Source organism: Roseivirga sp. AWQ4_251, from assembly GCF_056158225.1.
Map to the genome: position 1 here is coordinate 229,472 of NZ_JBSWSW010000002.1, position 24,336 is coordinate 253,807.

Consider the following 24,336-nt stretch of genomic DNA (forward strand, 5'->3'; position numbering starts at 1 on the left):
ATTACACGTTGACTCTGGCCAGCCTACTTTGTTTACTAGTGAAATATGTGTACACCGCTGGAATAACATAAAGGGTTAGAATGGTAGAGAAAATCAAACCACCGATAATGGCTACCCCCATGGAAACTCTACTTTCAGCTCCTGCCCCCAATGCCAAAGCAATAGGAAGAATACCCAAAATGGTCGAAAGTGAGGTCATCAAAATTGGCCTGAACCTTGATTTGGCGGCTCCTAAAACGGCCTCTCTTACATCCATTCCCTGAGCCTTTCTTTGATTGGCAAATTCCACGATAAGGATACCGTTCTTGGTCACCAAACCAACCAACATGATGATACCAATCTGGCTAAAGATGTTCAAGGTTTCTTGATATCTCCAAAGCACAAGAAGTGCTCCTGCCAATGCCAATGGCACGGTAAACATGATGATTAAAGGATCTACAAAGCTTTCGAACTGAGCTGAAAGAACCAGATAGATTAGAATCAAAGCGAAAGCAAAAGCGAAGTACAATGAATCTGTACTATCTCTAAATTCTCTTGATTGACCTGCCAAATCCGTAGTGAAGGTATCGTCTAGAACCTCTTTGGCAATTTTGTCCATGGCTTCAATACCTTGACCTGTTGTAGTTTTACCCGCAAGGTTGGCCGATATCGTAGCCGAAGCAAATCTATTGAATCGGTACAATTGTGGAGGAGAACTTCTTTCTTCCAAAGTCACCAGATTATCCATTTGGATAAGTTGTCCATCCGAAGATCTTACATACAAGGTTCTCAAGTCTAAAGGATCATTACGGTTATCTCTGTCTACCTGGCCGATGATTTGGTATTGCTTGCCTGCCATGATAAAGTATCCGAAACGTGTTCCTGCCAATCCTAACTGAAGTGTTTGAGCTACATCGCGGATGGAGATACCCAAGGTGCGGGCTTTTTCGCGATCAATTTCTATACTGATTTCAGGTTTGGTAAACTTCAAGTTCAAGTCCACAAAGCTGAATTCAGGCGATTCTTTCGCTCTTCGCATAAACTCAGGAAGCACTTCTTTCAGCTTATCTAAGTTTTGAGCTTGAATTACGTACTGAACAGGGAAACCCCTCGCACTTCTACCTCCAATGGTTGGCGGCTGAGAAAGGAATGCCCTTGCATTGGTATAGTTAGAAAGTATCGGTGTAAAGTCGTCTAGAATCTGTTGCTGACTACGTTGGCGCAATTCTTTATCCACCAACTTGATGGTAATTCTTGCTGAGTTGGTAGAACTCGATCCAAAACCTGGGGAAGTTACCGTAATCAGAGCATCAACTTCTGGAATGTGCTTATCAACCGCAGCCACAACGCTGTCTACATAGGCATCCATGTATTCAAAAGTTGCACCTTCTGGGCCCGTTGCACTTCCGCTCAAAGAGCCTCTGTCTTCCAAAGGAGCAATTTCTTCGGAAATTCTATTGTTCGTTAAGAAGAAAGCGATAAGACCTCCCGAAAGTAAAATGATCACAAAAGCCATCCATCTTACATTCATAAATGCATCCAGAGAATTGTTATAAGCTTTATTGAATGACAAAAAGAAAGGCTCAGTTTTGGTGTAGAACCAGTTATGCTTCTCTCTCTTCTTCAACAGTTTAGAACTCATCATTGGCGTTAGTGTAAGCGCCACAAAGGATGAAATCACCACGGCTCCTGCCACTACAATACCAAATTCACGGAATAATCGACCAGTTAAACCTTGTAAGAAGATTACAGGCATGAATACCGCAACCAAAGCCACTGTAGTTGAAATTACCGCAAAGAAAATCTCGTTGGTTCCAGAAATACTCGCATCGATAGGTTTCATTCCACCTTCAATCTTAGAGTAGATATTTTCCAGAACTACAATCGTATCATCCACTACCAGACCAATCGCCAAAACGATTCCCAATAGGGTAAGTACGTTTACAGAGAACCCGAAAATATACATGATAAAGAATGTACCGATAAGGGAAATCGGAATGGTCATTACAGGAATAATGGTTGTTCTCCAGTCTCTTAGGAATAAGAAAATGATGACAACAACTAGTGCAAAAGCAACCATAATGGTTTGCTGCACCTCAGTAATGGATTCTCTGATATATTCAGTATTGTCAAAGCCCATTCCCAATTCAATATCTTCAGGAAGGTCTTTCTTAACAATCTCAAGTCTTTTGTAGAAGTTATCGGCAATCTCAATTTGGTTAGAACCTGGCTGATTAATCACCGCAATACCCACCATTGGAACACCATCTCTTTTCAAGATTGTTCTTTGATTTTCAGGTGCCAATTCAGCTCTACCAATATCTCTGAAGCGAACAATCTGACCGTTCTGTTCTTTAACAATAAGGTTGTTAAATTCTTCTGGCGAATTAATTCTACCCACCGTTCTTACCGTAAGTTCAGTGTTAGCCCCCTCAACAGAGCCAGAAGGAAGCTCAACATTATCTCTATTTACAGCATTTTGAACATCTATGGGCGTGAGTTCATAAGCAGCAAGCTTTGCGGGATCCATCCATAAACGCATTGAGTAACGTTTTTCACCCCAAACCTGAACCGAGCTGACTCCTTGGATGGTTTGAACCCTTTCCTTTAAAACATTCTCTGCAATTTGACTCAGTTCAAGAAGACTTCTTTTCTTGCTAGAAATATTCAAGAAAATGATTGGGCTGGCATCTGAATCGGCTTTACGTACGGTTGGAGCTTCAACATCAGGAGGGAGTCTTCGCACTACACCAGAAACCTTATCACGAACGTCATTGGCAGCAGCTTCAAGGTCAACCCCCAGTTCGAATTCAGCAGAAACCGAGCTTCCCCCATCTCTACTGGTTGAAGTCAAGGTTTTGATACCTGCAATACTGTTGAGCGCTTCTTCAATAGGTTCTGTAATCTGCGCTTCAATAATTTCTGCATTCGCTCCAGTATAACTGGTAGAAACGGAAATAATAGGCGGATCCACACTTGGGAATTCCCTGACCCCAAGGAAACTAAAGCCTATGATCCCGAAAATTACGATGATGATGTTCATCACCAAGGCGAGTACGGGACGTTTAATACTTACGGTTGATAAACTTGCCATTTTAGCGGTTTAAGGATGAAATGGATACTGACGAACCTTCTCTAATTTCCAGCAATCCTGAAGTGATTACTGTATCCTGCGGGCTAATTCCGTCCAAAATCTGAACGGCATCTTCTGTTCTCATACCGATAGTTACCGTCTTAGATTCTACTTTGCCACCTTTGGCTAAAAACACTTTGTGGCCGTTCAATTCAGGAATTACCGAAATGGTTGGTACCATAAGGGCATCGTCCACGGTTGACATAATCAGTTCAATTCTTGCAAACTGACCTGGTAAAAGCTTCCCATCTTCATTGCTGCAAATGGCTCTCAATCTTAAAGTTCGAGTGGTTTGATCAATTTGAGGTTCGATAGCGTAAACTTCGCCTTTGAATGTTCCATTGGCAGCTTCTGTAGTAAATGTAATTACATCACCAGGATTTACTTCTCCTGCATATTTTCCTGGAATTGAGAAATCAAGCTTTACAGGATCGATGTTATAGAAGTTAGTGATGATAGTATTGTTGGTAATATAAGCTCCTTCACTGATTTGTCTCAAACCTAAGGTTCCATTAAAAGGTGCTATAATCTGAGTCATTGCAATTTGGGCTTCTAATACTTTGATATCAGCTTCTGTGGTATTCAAAGTAGTAAGCGAAATATCATATTCCTCTTGGCTAATCGCTTCTTTGTCGAGCAAAAGTCTTTGACGCTTTTCAGTTTCCTCAGCTAGTTTTTTACTGAATTTCAGTTTTTCAAGCTGAGCCAAAAGCTGGTCATTCTTAAGGCTAACCAAAACGGCTCCTTTTTTCACTTTCTGGCCTTCTTTGAAATGGATTTTTGTTACCAACCCAGAAACCTCACTTTTCAACTCAAGCAACTCATTGGCCAGAATAGAACCAGTTACTTTGATTTTATTTTCAAGAAATTTCGGGGTCACCACTACTCCACTTACCGGTAGTGACGATGGACCACGAGCAGAAGATTGAGCTGCAGCTCCCGCATCAGGCTTTGTGCCAAAGACTTCATCCATTCGAGGATATATGGCCCAAGCCACCACAGCCAATATGATGATCACAACTACAATGATCCTTGACGTTTTACTCATTATTATGTCTAGTTAAGGGTAAACTTTGCGTTTGTACTAACGCTATTGATAATTCATTAAATTCTATGAGCGAAAGAACGTAAGCTTTAAAACTACAGTTCCTGATAATATTTAACCCTTTCAATTTTTGATGTGAATCCATTAAGATTCCCTTTGAAAGGCTAACCCTAAGCCCAAAAAGCACCTGCCAAGCTTTGCCATGAGTCTCGGAATCAATCAGCGCGTTTCGGTATGTTGGACAATAAAGCAAGATTAAATATGCTTTAGCAAAAGTACAGTGGTGGGTATTAATATGCTTTACCACTCAACAGGTTTAACGACATATAATAAAAAAACCGCTTCAGCTAGCTGAAGCGGTTTCTCTTATAAGTTCAAATTTGAATTAGTTATTGTTCAAAACCCACTCACCGTTGGTTCTGATAAATGACCAGTTCTCAGTTGTAGTAGCTCCATTGTAAATCACAACAGTAAGAACATATTTCTGTCCTTCGTCAGTTACAAACCCTCCGCTATCCAAAAGGAACGAAAGTGCTTCAATCATTTGGTCATCGCTCCATGCAGTTCCTCCACCAGTTCTGTTGAAGTTACCGTAAGATGCTAAGTTATCACCACGTGGAGTACCTCCAAATTCAGTTCCGATTTTAGTATAATCAGCACCTTGAAGTGTGTACTTGATTGTGTTATCTGGAACCCACTTAGTGCCATCATGACCAAAGTTTAAGCTCTCCATAGTAGTTTGGAACATATCGGCATAAATCACCCATTTTCCATCTACGTAAGTATAATGAGCTACATCGTTTTTAGCTCCGCTGCTGTAGTAAGTATACTGTACAAGTTTAGACTCACCTTCTTTTGCAAATGGGAACCACTGTGGCAAGTAAGCTGGGATTTTCTCTTCAGCTTCAGTATCACTGCTAAAGTTAGCATATGGCTCTTGGAAGAAACCAGTGTAAGAATCTTCTGGAAGAATATAAGCATAAACCCAACCGTAAGGACCTGTTTTCACCACTCTACTGGTGATGGTTTCAGTGAAACGACCATTGTAGTATTTGTGAGTTACATCAAGGTATGTTCCTCTTGAAGCAGTTGGATACTTGTAATCAGCAAATTTAGGAAGATCAGCCTCTAGGTTATCGAAGTTACCATAACGGTAGTTCAATGCAGCATAATCATCACTAGAAACAGTTACTTCAATAGCGTCACCGTTCAAATATGGTGAGCTACCATTGTAGTAAGCATAAGTTACCAAAGCACTAGAACCTTTACCCAATTGTGGGTATTTCATGTCCAAAATCATTGGGATGTAAGTACGAGGCTCATCTGGAGCGTCAAAGTTTTTGTAGTTAGCGATTCCGCTAGCTCCATCAACATCTTCCAATAATTCATAATCTTCGTCAGACAGAGTGAAAACTAAGTCTGCTTGAACACCTTGTGATACGCCTGGTGCGTTATCCAACTCATCGAAAACTTCGTCAAGTGGGTTGCAAGACACCAATACTAAGGCAACTAAAGCGGCCAAATATTTAAAAGAATGTTTAATATTCATCACGTTTCTTTTTTCGCTATTGATTAAAATTTCACTTTAATACCACCAGTCCAGGTTCTTCCTTGACCGAACCATACGGTAGAAGTCGCTGCATCGTGGTTAGAACCATCATTTGCATCCATGATGTAAGTAGTATCGAACAAGTTGTTCACGTTACCGAACAAACTAGCATCGAACTCGCCCAATTTGAAATCGAATCTCAATCTTAAGTCAACAGTGCTGAAATCAGGTAATTTCCATGCTTCAATTTTGTTAGTCTCACCCTCTCTTGTAGTTGGGTCGAAAGAAGCATAAAGGTTACCAAAGTAGTTATAGTCTGCCGAAATTTTAACATTTGAAACCAAGTTGTAAGAAACACCTAGGGCTGCAGTAGTTTGAGCAGCGTCACCTACTTTAAGACCACCAATGTTCAAGTCGAAAGGCTGACCAACAGGAGCGTTGTTAGCGAAAAGCTGAACATTTTTAAGGTCGTTTTGCCAAGTGTAATCACCTAAAGAAGCCATACCAGTGAATGACAAGGTTGAAATTGGTCTCCATGCCATGTCGATTTCAACACCTTGGTGAAGAGCGTTCACACCCTGAAGGTTAGCGTACTGATCTTGGCCATCAAGTGTTTGAGGTAATCTCTTAATGAATACTCTGTCTCTCCAGTTAGTTCTGTAAATGTTAACGTTAGCAGTGAAAGTTGTGCTTCTGTAACCGTAACCCAATTCGTAACTCAAGATTTTCTCGTTAACAGCATCCTTGTTGATTGTATTCGTGTTGTTTTGGAATACACTGTTAAAGAAAGGAGCCTTCTCGAAGTAACCTAAGTTAGCGAAAACGTGGTTGTGGGAATCAAGATTGTAGTTGGCACCACCTTTAGTTTGGAAGCCCATGAAGTTTTGGAAATCAGTCTCTTGGTTAGGATCAGAATCCAAATACTGGAAGTAATCAATTCTCTTATAACCAGTATTTGAGATAGCACCTGAGAAGAAAGCCGAAAGCTTATCTTTAGAGTATTCTAACTGACCGAAAGCTCCAGTCCAATGCACAATACCATCATTGTAATAGCTATACTTATCGCCAACTTTAACCAATTTGTTAGGATGGTTAACATCACCGTTATCAATATAGTAGTCAGCACCCAAAAGGTTAGTCATTTCAGTGAAGTGAATACCTTTGTAAGATCTCAAATCAAGACCAGCTAAAAGCGTAAGGTTTTGGTTCAATTCAGTAGAGTAAGTACTCAACATTCCGTACCATTTGTGGTCGTTTCTCGAAGCTCTCAAAGCAACGCTTGCACTTCCGTCAGGGTTTTGAAGGTTTTGAGCAACCAAAGCATCAAGGTCAACTGGGCTATAAGTTCCAGCAGTTCTAGGAGCAGTAATAGTACTAAAGTTCAAAGTACCCCCTCCTCCTCCAGTTCCTGAAGACAAGTAAACAGCAGTAGACAATTCAGACTTCTCGTTGATAGTCCAGTAGTGGTTCAAAGAGAATTGAGGCTTGTGGTAGAAGTTATCTTCGATAGAAACAATTTCACCATTCAAGTATCCGTAATCAGGGTTGAATTTTTTAGGTTCAGGAGCATTTCTCCAGAAATCGATACTAGCTTTTGATTGACGCTGTCCGTGTCTTTGAGGGGCACCAAAACCTGTCAATGACAACATGTGGTTGTTGTTGATTTTCTTAGTTACGTTGAAGAAGTAGTTGTAACCTTCAAAGTAAGTTCCATCTACATAACCGTCACCAGTAGTTTTAGCACCAGAAATTGTTACCGCCCAATCAAACTCAGTTAAACCTGTAGAAACAGCGAAAGATGTCTTTTTGTAGTTGTTGTTACCAATTGAGAAAGCAACGTTTCCACCTTCTTGAACATCAGTAGTTTTAGTTACAATGTTGATAGTACCACCAATAGAAGGTACAGCAACTTTAGATGCTCCTAAACCTCTTTGAACCTGCATTTGGCTAGTAACGTCAGTCAAACCAGCCCAGTTAGACCAGTATACTGTTCCGTTCTCCATATCGTTAACAGGTACACCGTTAATCAATACTGCAACGTTCTGAGAGTTGAAACCTCTAAGGTTAATTCTTGAGTCACCAAAACCACCTCCTTGTTTAGTAGCGTAAACACCAGGAGTTGATTTCAATAATTCAGGGAACTCTTGGTTACTAGCTCTTTCTACAATTTGAGCAGAATTGATAGTAGAAATAGCAACTGGAGTTTTTCTTTCAGTAGCAACTGAAGCAATTACTTCAACAGAACTCAAACCTACTTCTGAAGGGCTAAGGCTGATATCACCAAGGTCTAAATCTTGGTTAACTTCCTTTACAAGTTCCATAGTTTCGAAACTGATAAAGCTGATTCTTAAAGTAACAGTACCTGAAAGGCCAGTAATTTTGAAGTTACCGTCAACATCAGAAACCGCACCTTTAGTAGTACCTACTACAAAAACAGAAGCTCCAAAAATTGGCTCTCCATTTTCTGCATCAAGCAGTCTTCCTTTTACAGAAGCAGTACCCTGACCATAAGCTACAGTTGCAGAAGCAACAAAAGCAATGATCAAGAAAAACTGAAGTAATGATCTTTTCATAGACGAAAATTTAAGTATGGATTAGATTAAGTATTTCAAGTTTTTGCGCAGCTCACGCACATTTTTCAAGGCAAAACTAATAGATACAAAGGTCACGGCTCTTTGACAAATGTTAACATTTCGCTATCAATAGCCGCTTATTTTAACCTACTGTTAACATCTGTTAAAACAAGATTCAAACATCATTTTTCTTGGTTTCAATAGGAGTTTCAAAACACCGTCCAATCTCATCTTAATATCCAGTTATCATCAGGATATAAACCTTTAACAACTTCTTAATCCGTGGACGGATTTTTAAGCTGCAATTTTAAATCTTTTCTAGATGTAAAGCATGTTTTCCACGTTAATTTTAGCCATCCAAATCAGTTTTTTTGCGTATATCACAAGAATATACCCTTATCATCAGTAGTTTTTTCTTAAGCAATCGTATGCCTATATTCGGAATCTTTACCAATTCAACCCACTACATGAAATTAAGTGCTTTGGTCTTTCTTCTTGGCTTGTCATTTTTTGTGAGTATTACTCCATTATTTGGCCAAAAAGATTTGAGCTATTTTTTACCTTCAGATGTAATCTACGATCCTAAAATCCCAACCCCTGAATCAGTACTGGGACATGAAGTTGGAGAATGGCATGTAACCCACGATAAGCTTGTTTATTATTATGAAAGCCGTAGCTGCTGCTTCGGATAGAATTTCGATTGAAGAAATTGGCCGAACTCATGAAGACAGGCCTCAGCTTTTACTTACCATTACCAACCCAAACAACCTTGCCGGTATTGAAAAAATAAGGTTGAAATATGTTTGATTTCATCAGACTTAAAAAAAGAGAGGCCACATATAGTCAATCACCTCTCTTATTCAAAAATTATTTATCTAAAAAAACATCTTTACATAGTGATTTTTTCAATCTATGTTCAATAACAATAGTCATAATAATTTTCATTCGTGATTAGTGTAAAAGGAACCGTCCTATATACAACATATTCATCATCAGTATTCACTGTTTGAGAATTAACATCTAAAACTATCTTGAATATCAATTCGTTTTTTTGAAAATTATAATTATACCCAAAATTATCACCAGAAAGCCCATTAACATTTGCAAACACCCCCCCAGGAAGAGCCCAAGAGTTTGACGGTGCCACCCCTCCAGGAGGATTAATACTTCCTATTGCACTATCAGGAATAGTTAATTCTATTTTTTTAATACTCACTCCAGAATTTGGGTTTAATTCAATAAGAGACAGTACCTCTTGCTCATTTGTCTTATATACTCCTGAAAAATAAACATCACACTCACCTGGATACTGCTCACTTGACTCCCTGATTATGGTAGCATCAAGATACACTTTTGGCTTATTTTTGACATTAACAAGCCCCCATTTGATATCATTCAAAGGTTTATATGCATTACCATCATTTGCCCAATAATCACTATCGGCATTTACTTGGATAACACCAAGCAGCTGTTCGGAAGCAGTAGAAGAGGTAATATCTAATGTCCCGTCTAAATTAATTGGAATAGTTTGAGTCACCTTCTCAGTCCCTCCTAAAAAAAACTTAACAATTCCAATTTCTGAAGACATAAAATTTATAATATTTGAATAAGCCGAAGTACTTAAACCTGTTGCATTGCCAAACCCAGTCAAAAGAGAATTAGTGCTTTTAAAAATATCTATAGTATTATTTAAACTATTGGAAGATTGAATCACTTTCGCTTGTCCACTAAGGTTCAATGAGCCAGAACTCGAAGTGTTACTAATATTAACCCCATATATATCAAATTTAAAGATAGCCTCATCTGTGAAATCGGGATCGTATCCTAAATAAAAATCCGCCACTCCCCATCCAGCTAATGCGGGAACCTCTTGTATATTCTCTCGCACTTCACTACCCGTGCTATTAAGTCTTGTAGAAGTACTTAAGTCTGAAGATGACAGAGCAAAAATACCACCAGAAACAGAAGAGTTCTGAAAAGTCAATTTCACTTTGTGGTAACTATAGGCATAAGCGTATGCATTATAATAACACAATCTAAGAAGCCCTCTAAACTTGTTATACACCACAAAAAAAGGGAACCCTCTAACAGGCTCATTTATTGACGTTCCAAAATCCCTTGTAACTAATTCCCAACCATCAAGAGGTAACATATCTCTTTCTGAAGCAGCCACTGCCAAATAACTTCCATTAAAATAGGGGAGCTGAAATTGATAAGTTCCATAATCATTTACATTCCCAGTTGGAGTTGCATACGCAGTTTGAGTTGAGACACTATACCATTCCCAATTAGGGTTTAAATTCTGATCCCCAGAGGAAAACACTCTCGATGACGATTCACTTTCTAAAACCAACTTGTCGGATCCATAAAAATTAAAGTCCTCCTCAGCCTCATATTCTTGACATCCCATCAAGACAAGTAGGCCTAATATTAAATAATGCTTTTTCATATAATAAATATAAATTAAAATTCTAATTAAACTATTTTAAACATTAACATAATTAAAAATTTATTAATAAATAATTAATAATACATAACAAAACAACATTAATCATAACTACTCTAATGATTAGGGAACCATCCGAAGCTTTTATCCAATCAGAAAACCACGAAGTATGTTTTTCTTAAGCAATCGTATGCCTATATTCGGAATCTTTACCAATTCAACCCACTACATGAAATCAAGTGCTTTGGTCTTTCTTCTTGGCTTGTCATTTTTTGTGAGTATTACTCCGTTATTTGGCCAAAAAGATTTGAGCTATTTTTTACCTTCAGATGTAATCTACGATCCTAAAATCCCAACCCCTGAATCAGTACTGGGACATGAAGTTGGAGAATGGCATGTAACCCACGATAAGCTGGTTTATTATATGAAAGCCGTAGCTGCTGCTTCGGATAGAATTTCGATTGAAGAAATTGGCCGAACTCATGAAGACAGGCCTCAGCTTTTACTTACCATTACCAACCCAAACAACCTTGCAGGTATTGAAAAAATAAGGTCGGACCATGTTTGGCTTACTTACCCTAACGAATCTGAAAAGTTCGACATCAAAAAAATGCCCGTTGTTATATATATGGGCTTCAGTATTCATGGCAACGAACCTTCAGGTTCAAATGCTGCGTTGGTGCTAGCCTATTACTTTGCTGCGGCTCAAGGGCCACAAATCGAAAACTATCTGCGAAACTCTGTGATTCTTTTCGATCCGTCATTTAACCCCGATGGACTTAACCGATTTGCCAACTGGGCGAACGTTCATAAATCAAAGAATATCAACCCAGACCCGAATGATAGAGAATACAGTGAAGCATGGCCTGGCGGCAGAACTAACCACTACTGGTTCGACTTAAACCGTGATTGGCTCCCTGTTCAGCAACCAGAATCTAAAAATCGAATTGCAAAATTCCACCTATGGAAACCCAATGTATTGACTGACCATCACGAAATGGGTACCAATTCAACCTTCTTTTTTCAACCAGGAGTTCCAGAAAGAACTCACCCTTTAACTCCGAAGAAAAATCAGGAATTGACTGCTAAAATCGGAGAATACCATGCCGAAGCTCTAGATGGCATTGGGTCTTTATATTTCACAAAAGAGGGTTATGATGACTTTTATTATGGCAAAGGCTCTACTTTCCCCGACATCAATGGTGGCATTGGAATTTTGTTTGAGCAAGCCAGCTCAAGAGGTCATGCACAAGAAAGTGACAATGGAATTCTCGAATTCCCATTCACTATAAAAAATCAATTTACCGCGGCATTGTCTACTTGGAAAGCTGCCGTAGAAATGAGAGAAGAATTATTGGAATATCAGCGCGATTTCTACAAGAAAGCTTTAAAAGATGCCGATAATGATGACATCAAAGCCTACATCTTCAAAGCAGAAAAAGACCCAGCTCGATCTTATCACTTAGCCGAAATCCTCCATAATCAAGAAATCGACTTCTATCGCCCTTCAAGGAATCTGAAATTCAACGAAGAAGAGTATACTCCCGAAAACAGCTACATCATTCCTTTAAAACAGCGTAATTATAAAATTGTAAAGGGGATGTTTGAAAAACGCACTGAGTTTGAGGACAGCCTTTTCTATGACATTTCTGGTTGGACGTACCCTTTGGCTTTCAACATGGAATACAACGAACTCAACGGAAGAGATTACGGCAGAAGCCAACTCGGAGATAAAGTTGACAAAGTAGAATTCCCTAAAGGACAAGTTCTAGGTGGGCAAAGTGCTTATGCCTACGTTTTTGAATGGTATGGCTATTATGCTCCAAAGGCGGCAAATATGCTCCTAGAAAAAGGCATTCGTATTAAAGTAGCCACTACACCTTTCGGAAAAAATAAGGATACGAAATTTGGGTATGGCGCCATCATGGTTCCTGTAATTAACCAAGATATATCTGAATACGACCTTTATGTAGAAATGCAAAAAATAGCCAAGGAAACAGGCATTAATATCCATGCGCTGTCCACAGGCTTAAGAGCAGGGGTTTCTCTCGGAAGCAACTCCTTTATTACAGTGGAAAAACCAGAAATCGCTTTGATGGTTGAAGCAGGCAGTAGTGCCGATGCTGGAGAAATTTGGCATTTGCTAGACACCCGAATGAACATGAAGGTAACGAAACTACCTGCTGACCGACTTGGCTCTTCTGCGATTGACAGATACAACACTATAATAATAACAGGGGGCGCCAACTTATCTGAACCTGAAATGGCAAACCTAAGAGCTTGGGTAAGAAAAGGAGGAACACTGATTGCTTCCAATGGCTCGGCTGTGGCTTGGGTAGTACGAAATAAGCTAGCCGATCTAAAACTGGTTTCTGCCGAACAATATAAAGGAGAAGAAGTAGCTTACGATCAACTCAGCAATTATCAGCGTGGCCAATATATTCCGGGTGGGGTTTTCATGAGTAAGTTAGAGCTATCGCACCCACTCGCTTACGGGTATTATAAAGAATTGCTTCCCACTTTTAGAAGAGGAAATGTTATGATTGAACCTTCTGAAAACAAGTTCTCAAACCCAGGAATTTACACGGAAGAGCCTCTTTTAAGTGGTTGGATAAACAAACCAAATTTGGAAGCGATCAAAGAAACTTCTACAATTAGAGTTACTTCTTATGGAAGCGGAAGAGTGGTTTCATTCGTGGACAATCCAAACTTCAGAGCATTTTGGTACGGCACTAACAAACTAATGATGAATGCCATATTCTTTGGCCGATATGTAAATTCATCAGCAGCCAAATAAACTCACCTAAAAGGAAGGTCAATTGTTAAACAGACCTTCCTTTTAAAGCCTTATTTTTAAAAAAAGTGCTATTTTTGTAAAAATTCTTCGCATTGAGTCAGAGACTTTTCCTTTTAGACAAGAACTACATTTTAAAACAAGCTCAGGAAGACTTGAGGTTGTCTCTTGAAGATCAATTGGTTAATCAATTGAAAAGTGGTTTCACTTTACTTTTCAATCCACTTGGTTTGGAAGATAGCATGACAAAGGAAATTGAAAAGTACGAAGCAACTTCTGATGTTCTTTCTGGCTTTGACGAACTTTACGATGCCTTAGCTGGAATTTACCGTTACCAATTGGGCAACAATCAGCTTGAATTTCTTTTTGACGGAAGAAGTCATTACGACAAATATGTAGACGACTGGACAGAAGCTTTTTTAGAGTTTACCGCTCAGCTTTGCCAAAGAAAGAATTTCATTCTAGCAGGTTTGGAACTTACCGTTTTCAGAAGCCCTGAAAAGAGAATTGAACTGGCTCAAAACAGAATGAAAATCACCGTATTTGAGCATTTCGGTTTGAAAATCTACAAATACAAAGGCATTCAGAAATACGAAGTAAAAACAGCCTAACCTAGGGCTGAATTACGAAATCTTCAAAACCTTCTAAAGTAGCACCCTCGGTGCTTACCTGTGTTACACTGGCTAATTCTGGGCCTTGGTTACACCAATCCACAAATTGAGATATTTTCTCACCTTCCCCTTCTACATGGATAAAAACCGAACCGTCAATTTCGTTTCGGCACCAGCCATTTAACTCCAGATGTTTCGCTTCTTTCATGGCCGTAGCCCTGAAAAACACACCCTGAACTCTTCCCTCTATTCTAATCGTTTTTGCTTGCATAAAATTCTTTCATGATTTGTACTCCTGAAGAAGTACCTATTCTATCTGCGCCAGCATTGATCATAGTGTGAGCATCGGCTAAGGTTTTAATTCCACCGGAAGCCTTTAATCCTACATTGCTCGGAAGGTTCTCTCTCATTAGCGAAATGTGAGCTGCTTTTGCTCCGCCATTCGCAAACCCTGTTGAGGTTTTTACGAAATCGGTGCCCGCATCGGCACAGATTTTAGCCGCAGAAACAATTTCCTCATCAGTTAAATATGCCGTTTCAATAATCACTTTCATCAGGCAATCTGCTTCATGAATAATCTTTGCGCACTTTGCCAATTCGATTTTCACCCAAGGCAAACCACTTTTAAAAGCAGAAATATTCATAACGATGTCTAACTCTTGAGCACCGTCCTTAATTGCCATTTCTATATCCGTAATTTTAGCTTCGGTCATCTGATACCCCAATGGGAACCCAACCACCGTAACCAATTGGATATCGACATTCCCGATTTCTCTGGCCGCTTTCTTCACCCAAAACGGAGGAACACAAACCCCGAAAAGCTGATACGCTTTTGCTTCCTCCACCAACTGATCGATATCATTAGCGGTTAGCGTTGGCTTTAAAGCTGTATGCTCTAAATAATGATTAATGTCCATCCACGAAATCCTGTAAGTAAGAATATTTCGGCATTAACTGGCCGTCCTTTGCAATGGTAGCTCGTTCTACAATGCTGTCTACGTCTTCACTAACTAAATTTGGAAGAATGTGTTTGAGAAATTCTTTTCCAAAATCTTCAGAAGCATTTCTAGGCAACTCACAAGGCAGATTATCCACCGCCATAACCGTAATATTTCCTTCGTCAGTAAAAGGTGCTTCCACCCTATCATCGCTCGGATTGTAATCGTAAACCGGGTCATCGATAGTTGCAGGTTGTTTTGTTGAAGGAATAGAACCTTCAATATCGCAGGTTATATCAGCGATAACTCTGATTTTGAAGTTGCTTTGATTAGCATCTTCTTTCGTGAAAAGAACAGGGGCATTTGGATCCCAAAAAGCACCAGCGATTAACACATCGGCCTTTTGCGAATAATTCAAGAAAGTAGATTCGTATTTTGAAGGCTCTTTATAGAACTCATCTCGACTGAAATTACCACCTCCAATCCTTTGATGGTAATCTCTGGAGTTCAATTGGGTGAAAACCGGCTCGTTAAAACGTTCTGTCAAAAATTCGGTTGGACTCACTTTACGAATGCCCATACCAACCAAAACTTCCATGGCTCCCTTAGAAACTCTTCCCCCACCTGTGAGCACAATTTTAATCGCGGGCAATTTTACTTTAGCATATTCACTCTGCATATCCGCCATGTCGAAACATTCGTGTGCTGGCCTAAGATGAAAAAGATTATAGCGTTTTCCGAAGGTTAGAATACCGTTATAAGCTCCAACAATGCCGGCATATCGGCCAAAAGCAATCAACCGCTGCCCCGCCAAATTGGTCAAGCATTCCCAATCGACTAATCTGATCTGTTTTTTCAGAATAGTTTGAAGCAACTCACGATTATATTCTTGCTTTTTGATGGTATGCGAAAAGAAAAAATGAGTTTTTCCATCAACCAGCATATTTAAAGGCACTTCCTTCACGCCAATAATCACATCGCAGTGAGAAACATCATCGACCAATTTCGCCCCAGCCTTTTCATATTCCGAATCTTCGAAACATCGGATATCGCTCCGCTGACAATAGATTTCTACATCGTTATAAGATTCAAGAATGGTTTCGCATTGCGCTGGAGTTACGGGAACACGTCTATCGACAGGAATTTTCCCTTCTTTGATGATTCCGAGTTTGAAATTTGCCATAGAGCAAAAATAAGGAAAAGGCTCTGCTACAAAATGCTTTGCCCTACTTTCTTGGCAATTTGAGTGAGATAATAAGATGCATTTGAAATGGCTTCAGATGGTTCTTTGGCTAACTCCATAATTGAATAAACTGCTTCGGCCCCTAAACCTTTCAATTCATCTTCTTCTACCAAATTGACACCACAAACAACAATAGCCTGCTTATTGTACTTCTTCGCTAAGCGACAAACTCCAGCAACTACTTTACCTTCCAGCGTTTGTCGATCTACTTTCCCTTCTCCAGTGATTACAAAATCAGCTTCCTGAACAAAAGAATCTAAACCCGCAATTTCAATCACTGCTTCTATACCTGATTTTAATTCGGCATTCAGAAAAGTCATTGCTCCGTAGCCTAAACCACCAGCTGCTCCAGCTCCTGGCACATTCTCCAATTCATTGTTGAGCAAGCCAGCAATGCTTCTTAGCCCATCGTCCAATTGTTGAATTTCAGAAGTATTTGACCCTTTTTGAGCTGCATAAACATAAGCAGCTCCATTTTCGCCAAACAAAGGATTTTGAACATCTGAAAACACTGTAAACTTCACTTCTTCAATGGCCAAAAAGCCAGAAAGGTTAACTTCATCTATTCGATTTAAATCGCTTCCATTCACTTTAGAAAGTGGGGTACCTGAACAGAAAAACTTGGTCCCCAAAGCTTCTGCCATTCCCAAACCTGCATCGTTTGTAGCACTCCCCCCAATCATTAAATAAATCTCCTTTGCTCCACCTTCAACCGCATGCTTAATCAATTCTCCCGTTCCAAAAGTAGAGGTATACAAAGGGTTTCTTTCCGAAGCGTTTAAAAGCGGCAAACCAGATGCCTTTGCCATTTCAATAAAAGCTTGATTCTCATTACGGAAATAACTGGAATTTATCTGCCTAAAAAGAGGATCATTCACCTTCAACCGAACTTCTTTCAAGCCCAAGGTCTCTGCAATAATATCCAGAGTACCTTCACCTCCATCAGCCATTGGCTGTGAAACAATTTCAGCATTGGGGATAATAGATAAAATCCCACTCTTTAACGCTTCACAAACCTGATGAGCTGTAAGAGAACCTTTAAATTTATCGGGGGCAATTAGAATTTTCAAAAAAGTGGTTTTGATTTGAATATACTAAAAACAATAAAGCCAGAACCGTATGCCCTGGCTTTACATGAAGAATTGAAAATTGTATTTTAAAAGAAGAAAGCACTACTTAACGGCATAACGGATTACAGTTCTCAATTTAGACTCCTCCACTTTGCTAGGGTCTGAAATGTAGATTTCATGATGATGACCATTGAGTTGAAAGCCATTTTCATTAGCGTAAGCGAAAAGCTTTTCCAACAACTCTCTTTCATTGTAATATGAACCCACATGCATGATTTGAATGCTTTTCCCTTCGTAAATCGACTCTAGTTTTAGATTGTGATCTTCAGCTATCTTATGCTTGGCTTATAAATCTTCAATAGCCGACCCAAATTCAAAATCGCCCACGAAATCTGGCACCCTAAACATCAGCTTCCAACACCATTCTTCTATTGGGGTTTCATCAAAAGGCAGATCTCCTTCCGACCACCAAAACGCTTCCATTTTCGGAACTTTAAAATCCATATCCATTGCTTTAAACTTGAATTTTATACCAAAGGCAAGTGCATAAAGCTGGTTAATCGCATTGTTGAATTGTGGAGAATTGGGTGCAGATTTGCCTTGAACAGTGATGTAAGTATAAGGCTCCAACTCAACTGTTTTAGGCTTTCGGCTAGCCGTGTAGTACTCAGGATAGGACTTGATGAAATCTAATTTGGTGATGATCATAGCGTTGGGATTTGGGTTAAAACTTCGATTATATATGCGAAGTAAAAACCACCTAGTGACAACCCTATGTCAGTAGAAAAATCGAAAAATCAATTTTTATCAATCGGCTTGATAATGCTGAGAAAGCTCTTGAATTCTTTCAAGCATATGCCTTCTTAAATCTGGTGGACTAATAATTTTGGCAGCATCGCCTATGGTGAGCAACCAGCGCGAAAAATAGCCCAAACTAGGCACCAAAAACTTCATGTGGGTTTGATCGCCCTGTTGGGTTTCACTTACAAAACCATGGTAGAATTTTTGGTCGGAAATAAAGCGAGCCACATTCCTTTTTACAGCGATTTCAACCTCAAGAAGTTCCGTTCCAAAAATCAGAGTATCGACAAAACCATCAAAAGCAGCCTTATCCTTCGCTTCGAAATGTTCTTCGAGTTTTTCTAGCTTCACAATGCGATCTACACGGAAATCACGCGGGGCTTTTCTCAGCTTACAATAGGCCAGCAAATGCCACCTATTTCCATAAAACACTAAACCCAAAGGTTCTGCTTCGCGCGTGGTATAATCATCAGAATAACTGGCATAATACCTAAATCGCAATACGGCTTGTTCAATCAACGATTGCTGAATTGTCGCCAAAAAGTTATTCGGAAAATCCTCTCTATCGGGCTTTTGTACGGTGCCAATCTTTATCTGGGATTCCAGTTTTTCCAGTCTTGCTTTGTCATTGGTCTTTAAAACCGATTTGATTTTCAGCATGGCCTCAGCAAAATGGTTTTTAATGGAATGATCGGTTTGCCCCTCAATAAGCTTGGCGCCCAAAACCAAAGCATTTGCTTCTGGCTGAGTAAGAGAAACGGGAGGCAAATAATAACCATCCATGATAAAGTAGCCCTTACCAGCTTCGGCTCCAATAGGAACTCCGCCTTCTTCCAAGGCCCTTACATCTCGATAAACCGTTCGTAAACTAATATCGAACCGATCGGCAATTTCTTGGGCAGTCACCACTTTTTTAGACTGAAGCTGAACAAGTATAGCGGCAAGCCTATCGATTCGATTCATGAAAACGGAATTACTTTAAAAATGAGAGAGTTAGCCATTACAGCGCCAAAATCCGAACAGAAATTCAGATTTGACACAGTAAAATTTCAGCATAAAAATAAAAACCTTAATTAGGAATACCGCCCAAGTTGAGCGGTATTAAAGACCGTTTGCATAAAAAAAAATAGATGTACGAAAGGCAAGCTACAAGAGCGAAAAAATATAAGTATCATTGCTAACGTATGTTTGTTAACCACATTCTGTTTTTCGGCTTTTGGGTGCTTTATTATGTACTTCATAGTTTACTTGCCAGCAACAAGCTAAAACAGAGTGTTCCACTTTCAGCCCAAACCTACCGACTGATTTACAGCCTGTTTTCCACCTTAAGCCTTGCTTTTTTACTCTTAGTTGGAGCAAGTATTTACAGCGGATTTGTACTTCCCCCAAGCTCTACCACTTCATATATCGGATTACTTTTAGCCACTATGGGGCTTTTTGTGATCAAAAGAGCCTTTAGGAATTACAGCTTTCGCAGTTTTATGGGTTTCAAAAAAGACAATGCGGACGCCAAAACTTTGAAAAAGGACAAAGTTCAAGGCGTTATCCGGCATCCTCTTTATGCAGGCACTCTAATGCTCTTTCTAGGTTATTTTATTTTCAATCCCCTCCTTATCAACCTTATTAGCTTGGTTGCGCTGTGCCTCTACCTTCCTATAGGCATACACCTAGAAGAGAAAAAGCTAATGGCTGAATTCGGTGACGAATATGTGAAGTACAAAGAAAATGTTCCGGCCATTTTTCCCCGTCTTAAACGTCCATGAGAAGAGATTCCATTATCAAAATTGTATCGGCAGTAGCTATCGTTGGAGTTAGCTTGGTAATAGGCATAATCATCATCAGTTTTTTCACTACCATACCTGCAAATACCAAAAACACATTGTTAGTTATAGGTTTCACTATGATGCTATTAGGAACCCTATGGAAAGTGGTACTCGAAATGAACAGGCCACCCGAAGAATAAACAGGGAACTCTCCCAGCATTTTATAGTTCTTACATAAACTCAACCTGTGAGTATGCATACCATTGAACCTTATTATAGCTGGCTGAAATACTATAACGTAGCCGAAGACCCCAATTCCCCATACGATGGAAAGGAATACAATTTCGATTTGTATTCAGAAACCATTTATGGATACTACATCGATCCGCATTGGGATTTTATGGGCTCAGAAACGCTCTATATCAAAATTCTATATACAGATTACGATCTTGGCTATATCATTATTGAGTTTATTGGAGAATGGAACGATGCCCTGAACAATGACATCATGCATTTCAAAAGAAATATCGTGGATCATTTCAATGGTTTGGGAATCAACAAATACATACTGATTGGCGAGAATATTTTGAATTTTCACGGTTCGGACGACAGTTATTACGAAGAATGGTTTGAAGACATGGAAGATGGCTGGATTTGCGCCATCAACTTCAGGGATTTTGTAACGGACGAGATGAAAGTTTACAACCTTGATAGCTACCTAAACTTTGGAGGGGAGCTAGACACGGTAAACTGGAGAACACTAAAACCTCGGCAGCTATTCGAAAAGCTTCATTTGCTGATCAGCCGAAGAATTGATTTGAGCTAAATCAGAAGGCTTCTGCGGGGCTTTGTCAGCCAATTGAACTTCGGCAATTTGAGGAATGAGATATCGCTTGCCATTACCTAAATCAAGGCAAAGCGCGCGGGTTCTTTTTACTTCAAGCTTGCGGAAACTTCTTTTTCTCAGCAGAAATTCATCGCCCAAAGCCACCTGATTTAAAGTAAAAGCAGAACTGGACTCCGGATCATAAACCGCCAAAACCTGCACCAATTTATGATCGGCCGAAGTACTTGCCTTCGGATTCTTCATGTGTTTGGCCAAAACTCGAAGCACCTCATCAGGAAAAACATCAGCATTCAACATAGGCAGCATTAAATCCTTGAAAGTATTCTTCCATTCAGGGCCATGTGGCAATTGCCTCGACCTAGGTTTATGAGCCACCCTATGAGCTACCTCGTGCACATATGTAATCAAAAATTGATACGGATTTAAGTCTCCATTTACGGTTACGGTATGCGACTTATCTTTTGGAAGGTACCGATAATCACCGAGTTTGCTCAGGCGCCTTTTAGTCAAAACGAAGCTGAATGGGTGTTTTCTCCATAATTCTATGCAATACTCAACCGCCTTCTCTGGCACTTTTCTTGATAAAACTTTTCTCAAATCATTCTCCATGAAAACACTTTTACCTCTCGCTTTTTTAGTGCTATTATCTTCTTGTTCGCTCTACAAACTTACAGTTTCTACCGACACGTACGCTTTAGAAGAAGCGCATGGAATTAAAATTGATTCCATTTTTATTGATAATAAACCAGCAGAAAAAGACCTTTCTTTATTATTGATTTCACAATCCATAGCCACAGAAATCGAAAAGCTGGGCATTCAAACTTCTTCCTCTGAAGAATCGCCTTATAGAATTACTTATCAGTTAAGTTCAAGCGGCCCAATTCCCCGTACCTCGCAATCTACTTCGGAAGGAAAAACTTCGAGTACGATCACAAAAGAAAATGAAGAAGGAGAAGAAGAGGAATATACCGTGGAAAGCAAAGTAAGCTACCCCGTTTACCGACATTACGTTGAATTTCAGCACAAACTCAAGGTGAAGCTTTTCCGAGCGAAAGACGGCAAACTGGTTTGGCAAAGCGAATCAGTAGTAGAGGAAACAGAGCAAAATCCTGCCATGTATTCGCGCTTGTTGGTTTATACTGCGCTTCAAAACTTTTTAAAAAACAGTTCGGAACACCCTAAAAAGCAAAAGTTTTCAAAGCAGTCTCGAACAAAGATTAACCGTATGTTCGAGACTTGCTAGTAAATTATTTCTGTCGGAACACCAAGTTCACAGGCACGCCATCGAACTCAAAGTGATCACGGATTTTGTTCTCCAAATAACGTTCGTAAGGTTCCTTGATATACTGAGGAAGATTACAGAAAAACGCTATGGTTGGCGCCTTTGTAGGTAACTGAGTAATATATTTGATTTTAACATACTTACCCTTAATTGCTGGCGGTGGATAATGCTCAATTTCAGGAAGAATTGCTTCGTTCAACTGAGAAGTTGCTACCTTACGATTTCTATTTTCATGTACCTGAACCGCCATTTCGATGGCCTGGAAAATCCTCTGCTTTTCGGTTACAGAAGTGAATATCTTTGGAATCCAAGTGAGCTGGCCTAGCTTTTCGTCCATGGCAGCAATGAACTTTTTCATGGTATTAGAATCCTTCTCGATTAAATCCCACTTGTTCACCATAATCATGATGCCCTTTCTGTATTTAAGCGCAAGGTTGATAATGTTCATGTCCTGAGATTCCAAACCTCTAACGGCATCCACCATCAACACACAAACATCGGAATCTTGAAGTGCCTGTAACGCTCGCATTACAGAGTAAAACTCAATATCTTCATGAACTCTAGACTTCTTTCGAATTCCAGCAGTATCAGTCAAAATGAAATCTTTACCAAACAGCGTATAACGAGTATTGATAGAATCGCGGGTAGTTCCAGCCACATCGGTAACAATGGTTCTTTCCTTGCCCAAAAGTGCATTTACAAAAGAAGATTTACCTGCATTCGGCCTTCCCAGAATGGCAATGCGTGGAATTCCATCTTCAGGGTTTTGTTCTCCATCATCTTCGAAATGCTTAACCACTTCGTCCAATAAGTCTCCGGTACCTGAACCACTAGCCGCAGCAATTGGAAAAACCTCGCCCAAACCCAATTCATAAAACTCATTGGACATGTATGATTTCTCTGCTGTATCGGCCTTGTTGGCCACCACCAAAACAGGCTTGCGAATTCCGCGCACAATGCGGGCAAATTCTTTATCCAAAGGATGGAGACCGTCATGACAATCGGCCATAAATAAAATGACAGATGCTTCTTCCATGGCTTCAGCAACCTGAGTTCGGATTGCTCCTTCAAAAACATCTTCGGAACCCGTTACATACCCACCAGTATCGATAACGGTAAAATGTTTGCCCACCCATTGGGCATAACCATAATGCCTATCGCGGGTCACACCACTTTCATTGTCCATAATAGCCTGCCTTCTTTCCACCAAACGGTTAAAGAAAGTCGACTTCCCCACATTGGGCCTTCCCACAATAGCAACTATGTTCGCCATTTTCTATGTTCTAAGTTCTAAATTCTAAGTTCTTTGTACTAACCTCTAATTAGTATAGCCAAACCTCTTCAGTTTAGCTTCTTTCTTTCTCCAGTCCTTTTCAACCTTCACAAAGGTTTCCAGAAAAATCTGTTTACCAAAAAAGGCTTCTAAATCCTTTCTCGCCTCAATGCCTACTTTCTTGATTGCCTCACCTTTATGGCCAATAATAATGCCCTTTTGGCTGGTGCGTTCCACATAAATATCGGCTGAAATACGAATGATTTTGTCATCTTCTTTAAAAGAAGTTGTAACCACTTCGCAGCTATAAGGAATTTCCTTTTTATACTTTTTGAAGATTTTCTCACGGATCATTTCATCCACAAAAAACCTTTCGGGCTTATCCGTTAGAGTGTCTTTTGGGAAGAACTCAGGATGCTCGGGCATATGCTCAATGATTTTGGCAAAGAGCTCTTCAATGCCTTCATTCTGCAAAGCCGACACCATAATGGTATCGTCAAAATCCATGATTTCTTTCCAATAAGCAACTTTGTCTTCTGCCTGAGAACCATTGGCCAAATCCAGTTTGTTCATTACCAGAATCACAGGAACATTCAAATCCTTGAGAAAATCAATCTGTCTTTCACCATTATATTTCTCGTACAAATCCGTAACGAAAAGCACAACATCGGCATCTTCAAACGAACTGGTCACAAAACGCATCATTGATTCGTGAAGCTCATATTCGGGTTTAATAATACCAGGAGTGTCGGAATAAATGACCTGAAAATCTTCTCCGCTCAAAATCCCCATGATTCTATGGCGTGTTGTTTGAGCTTTTGAGGTGATTATGGAGAGCCTTTCGCCCACCATGGCATTCATCAAAGTAGATTTTCCAACATTAGGTTTACCTATAATACTCACAAAACCAGCCTTATGCGGACGATCAGACATAAATTCTTTAAATTAGTTTGCAAAGGTACTTGTTTAGAATGAATTTATCACCTACT

At 39.7% G+C, this 24,336-nt stretch carries 23 protein-coding genes; 8 read left to right on the top strand and 15 right to left on the bottom strand.

The window, feature by feature from the left end; genetic code table 11:
* Position 1: 1 nt before the first annotated feature.
* The 4 genes from ACXACJ_RS15025 to ACXACJ_RS15040 all read right to left on the bottom strand — a co-directional run bounded on the left by ACXACJ_RS15025 (position 2) and on the right by ACXACJ_RS15040 (position 8,279).
* A complete protein-coding gene (locus tag ACXACJ_RS15025; protein ID WP_475135284.1) occupies positions 2–3,073 on the bottom strand; it encodes an efflux RND transporter permease subunit in 3,072 nt (1,023 codons plus the stop codon).
* A gap of 1 nt (position 3,074) precedes the next feature.
* Positions 3,075–4,160, bottom strand: coding sequence for an efflux RND transporter periplasmic adaptor subunit (locus ACXACJ_RS15030; protein ID WP_475135285.1), 1,086 nt, complete (start codon positions 4,158–4,160; stop codon positions 3,075–3,077).
* A gap of 382 nt (positions 4,161–4,542) precedes the next feature.
* Complete coding sequence (locus tag ACXACJ_RS15035) at positions 4,543–5,706, bottom strand: hypothetical protein (RefSeq protein ID WP_475135286.1); 1,164 nt, start codon at positions 5,704–5,706, stop codon at positions 4,543–4,545.
* Positions 5,707–5,729: 23 nt separating this feature from the next.
* Entirely contained in the window at positions 5,730–8,279 is a 2,550-nt protein-coding gene (locus tag ACXACJ_RS15040; protein ID WP_475135287.1) for a TonB-dependent receptor, read from the bottom strand.
* Between the two features lie 467 nt (positions 8,280–8,746).
* On the opposite strand from ACXACJ_RS15040, the gene ACXACJ_RS15045 reads away from it, so the two are divergent.
* Positions 8,747–8,971, top strand: a complete 225-nt coding sequence (locus ACXACJ_RS15045) for a hypothetical protein (protein ID WP_475135288.1) — start codon at positions 8,747–8,749, stop codon at positions 8,969–8,971.
* Positions 8,943–9,086, top strand: a complete 144-nt coding sequence (locus ACXACJ_RS15050) for a hypothetical protein (RefSeq protein ID WP_475135289.1) — start codon at positions 8,943–8,945, stop codon at positions 9,084–9,086. Before ACXACJ_RS15045 ends, ACXACJ_RS15050 begins: the two co-directional genes overlap by 29 nt.
* A gap of 109 nt (positions 9,087–9,195) precedes the next feature.
* Here the strand turns inward: ACXACJ_RS15050 and ACXACJ_RS15055 are convergent, their stop codons facing one another.
* Positions 9,196–10,728 (bottom strand): hypothetical protein, encoded by a 1,533-nt coding sequence (locus tag ACXACJ_RS15055; RefSeq protein WP_475135290.1) that lies wholly within the window; start codon positions 10,726–10,728, stop codon positions 9,196–9,198.
* 226 nt (positions 10,729–10,954) lie between these two features.
* Between ACXACJ_RS15055 and ACXACJ_RS15060 the strand changes: the two genes are divergently transcribed.
* Both ACXACJ_RS15060 and ACXACJ_RS15065 read left to right on the top strand, forming a co-directional pair.
* Positions 10,955–13,522 carry a M14 family metallopeptidase gene (locus ACXACJ_RS15060; RefSeq protein WP_475135291.1) on the top strand — a complete coding sequence of 856 codons (2,568 nt, stop codon included), beginning with the start codon at positions 10,955–10,957 and terminating at the stop codon, positions 13,520–13,522.
* A gap of 92 nt (positions 13,523–13,614) precedes the next feature.
* Positions 13,615–14,130 (top strand): hypothetical protein, encoded by a 516-nt coding sequence (locus tag ACXACJ_RS15065; RefSeq protein ID WP_475135292.1) that lies wholly within the window; start codon positions 13,615–13,617, stop codon positions 14,128–14,130.
* 1 nt (position 14,131) lies between these two features.
* Here the strand turns inward: ACXACJ_RS15065 and ACXACJ_RS15070 are convergent, their stop codons facing one another.
* The 7 genes from ACXACJ_RS15070 to ACXACJ_RS15100 all read right to left on the bottom strand — a co-directional run bounded on the left by ACXACJ_RS15070 (position 14,132) and on the right by ACXACJ_RS15100 (position 19,145).
* Positions 14,132–14,401, bottom strand: coding sequence for an acylphosphatase (locus tag ACXACJ_RS15070; RefSeq protein ID WP_475135293.1), 270 nt, complete (start codon positions 14,399–14,401; stop codon positions 14,132–14,134).
* Positions 14,382–15,047 carry a deoxyribose-phosphate aldolase gene (gene deoC / locus ACXACJ_RS15075; RefSeq protein ID WP_475135294.1) on the bottom strand — a complete coding sequence of 222 codons (666 nt, stop codon included), beginning with the start codon at positions 15,045–15,047 and terminating at the stop codon, positions 14,382–14,384. Before deoC ends, ACXACJ_RS15070 begins: the two co-directional genes overlap by 20 nt.
* Positions 15,037–16,251 carry an NAD(P)-dependent oxidoreductase gene (locus ACXACJ_RS15080; RefSeq protein WP_475135295.1) on the bottom strand — a complete coding sequence of 405 codons (1,215 nt, stop codon included), beginning with the start codon at positions 16,249–16,251 and terminating at the stop codon, positions 15,037–15,039. Before ACXACJ_RS15080 ends, deoC begins: the two co-directional genes overlap by 11 nt.
* 26 nt (positions 16,252–16,277) lie before the next feature.
* Entirely contained in the window at positions 16,278–17,381 is a 1,104-nt protein-coding gene (locus tag ACXACJ_RS15085) for a glycerate kinase (protein ID WP_475135296.1), read from the bottom strand.
* Between the two features lie 102 nt (positions 17,382–17,483).
* Positions 17,484–17,714 carry a GyrI-like domain-containing protein gene (locus ACXACJ_RS15090; RefSeq protein ID WP_475136788.1) on the bottom strand — a complete coding sequence of 77 codons (231 nt, stop codon included), beginning with the start codon at positions 17,712–17,714 and terminating at the stop codon, positions 17,484–17,486.
* Positions 17,715–17,726: 12 nt separating this feature from the next.
* Entirely contained in the window at positions 17,727–18,089 is a 363-nt protein-coding gene (locus ACXACJ_RS15095) for a hypothetical protein (RefSeq protein ID WP_475135297.1), read from the bottom strand.
* Between the two features lie 99 nt (positions 18,090–18,188).
* Positions 18,189–19,145, bottom strand: coding sequence for a helix-turn-helix transcriptional regulator (locus ACXACJ_RS15100; protein WP_475135298.1), 957 nt, complete (start codon positions 19,143–19,145; stop codon positions 18,189–18,191).
* Between the two features lie 221 nt (positions 19,146–19,366).
* Between ACXACJ_RS15100 and ACXACJ_RS15105 the strand changes: the two genes are divergently transcribed.
* The 3 genes from ACXACJ_RS15105 to ACXACJ_RS15115 are packed head-to-tail and all read left to right on the top strand — an operon-like array spanning position 19,367 to position 20,771.
* Positions 19,367–19,945, top strand: coding sequence for a methyltransferase family protein (locus ACXACJ_RS15105; protein ID WP_475135299.1), 579 nt, complete (start codon positions 19,367–19,369; stop codon positions 19,943–19,945).
* A complete protein-coding gene (locus ACXACJ_RS15110; RefSeq protein WP_475135300.1) occupies positions 19,942–20,145 on the top strand; it encodes a hypothetical protein in 204 nt (67 codons plus the stop codon). Before ACXACJ_RS15105 ends, ACXACJ_RS15110 begins: the two co-directional genes overlap by 4 nt.
* A 53-nt stretch (positions 20,146–20,198) precedes the next feature.
* Complete coding sequence (locus tag ACXACJ_RS15115; RefSeq protein WP_475135301.1) at positions 20,199–20,771, top strand: hypothetical protein; 573 nt, start codon at positions 20,199–20,201, stop codon at positions 20,769–20,771.
* Here the strand turns inward: ACXACJ_RS15115 and ACXACJ_RS15120 are convergent.
* Positions 20,721–21,401 carry a transcription elongation protein SprT gene (locus ACXACJ_RS15120; protein ID WP_475135302.1) on the bottom strand — a complete coding sequence of 227 codons (681 nt, stop codon included), beginning with the start codon at positions 21,399–21,401 and terminating at the stop codon, positions 20,721–20,723. The two genes, ACXACJ_RS15115 and ACXACJ_RS15120, sit on opposite strands and share 51 nt — an antisense overlap.
* Here ACXACJ_RS15120 and ACXACJ_RS15125 point away from each other — a divergent pair.
* Entirely contained in the window at positions 21,400–22,035 is a 636-nt protein-coding gene (locus tag ACXACJ_RS15125; protein ID WP_475135303.1) for a hypothetical protein, read from the top strand. The genes ACXACJ_RS15120 and ACXACJ_RS15125 overlap by 2 nt on opposite strands.
* Before the next feature lie 4 nt (positions 22,036–22,039).
* Here the strand turns inward: ACXACJ_RS15125 and der are convergent, their stop codons facing one another.
* A complete protein-coding gene (gene der, locus ACXACJ_RS15130; protein WP_475135304.1) occupies positions 22,040–23,347 on the bottom strand; it encodes a ribosome biogenesis GTPase Der in 1,308 nt (435 codons plus the stop codon).
* 45 nt (positions 23,348–23,392) lie between these two features.
* Positions 23,393–24,280 (bottom strand): GTPase Era, encoded by an 888-nt coding sequence (gene era, locus ACXACJ_RS15135; protein WP_475135305.1) that lies wholly within the window; start codon positions 24,278–24,280, stop codon positions 23,393–23,395.
* Between the last annotated feature and the right edge of the window lie 56 nt (positions 24,281–24,336).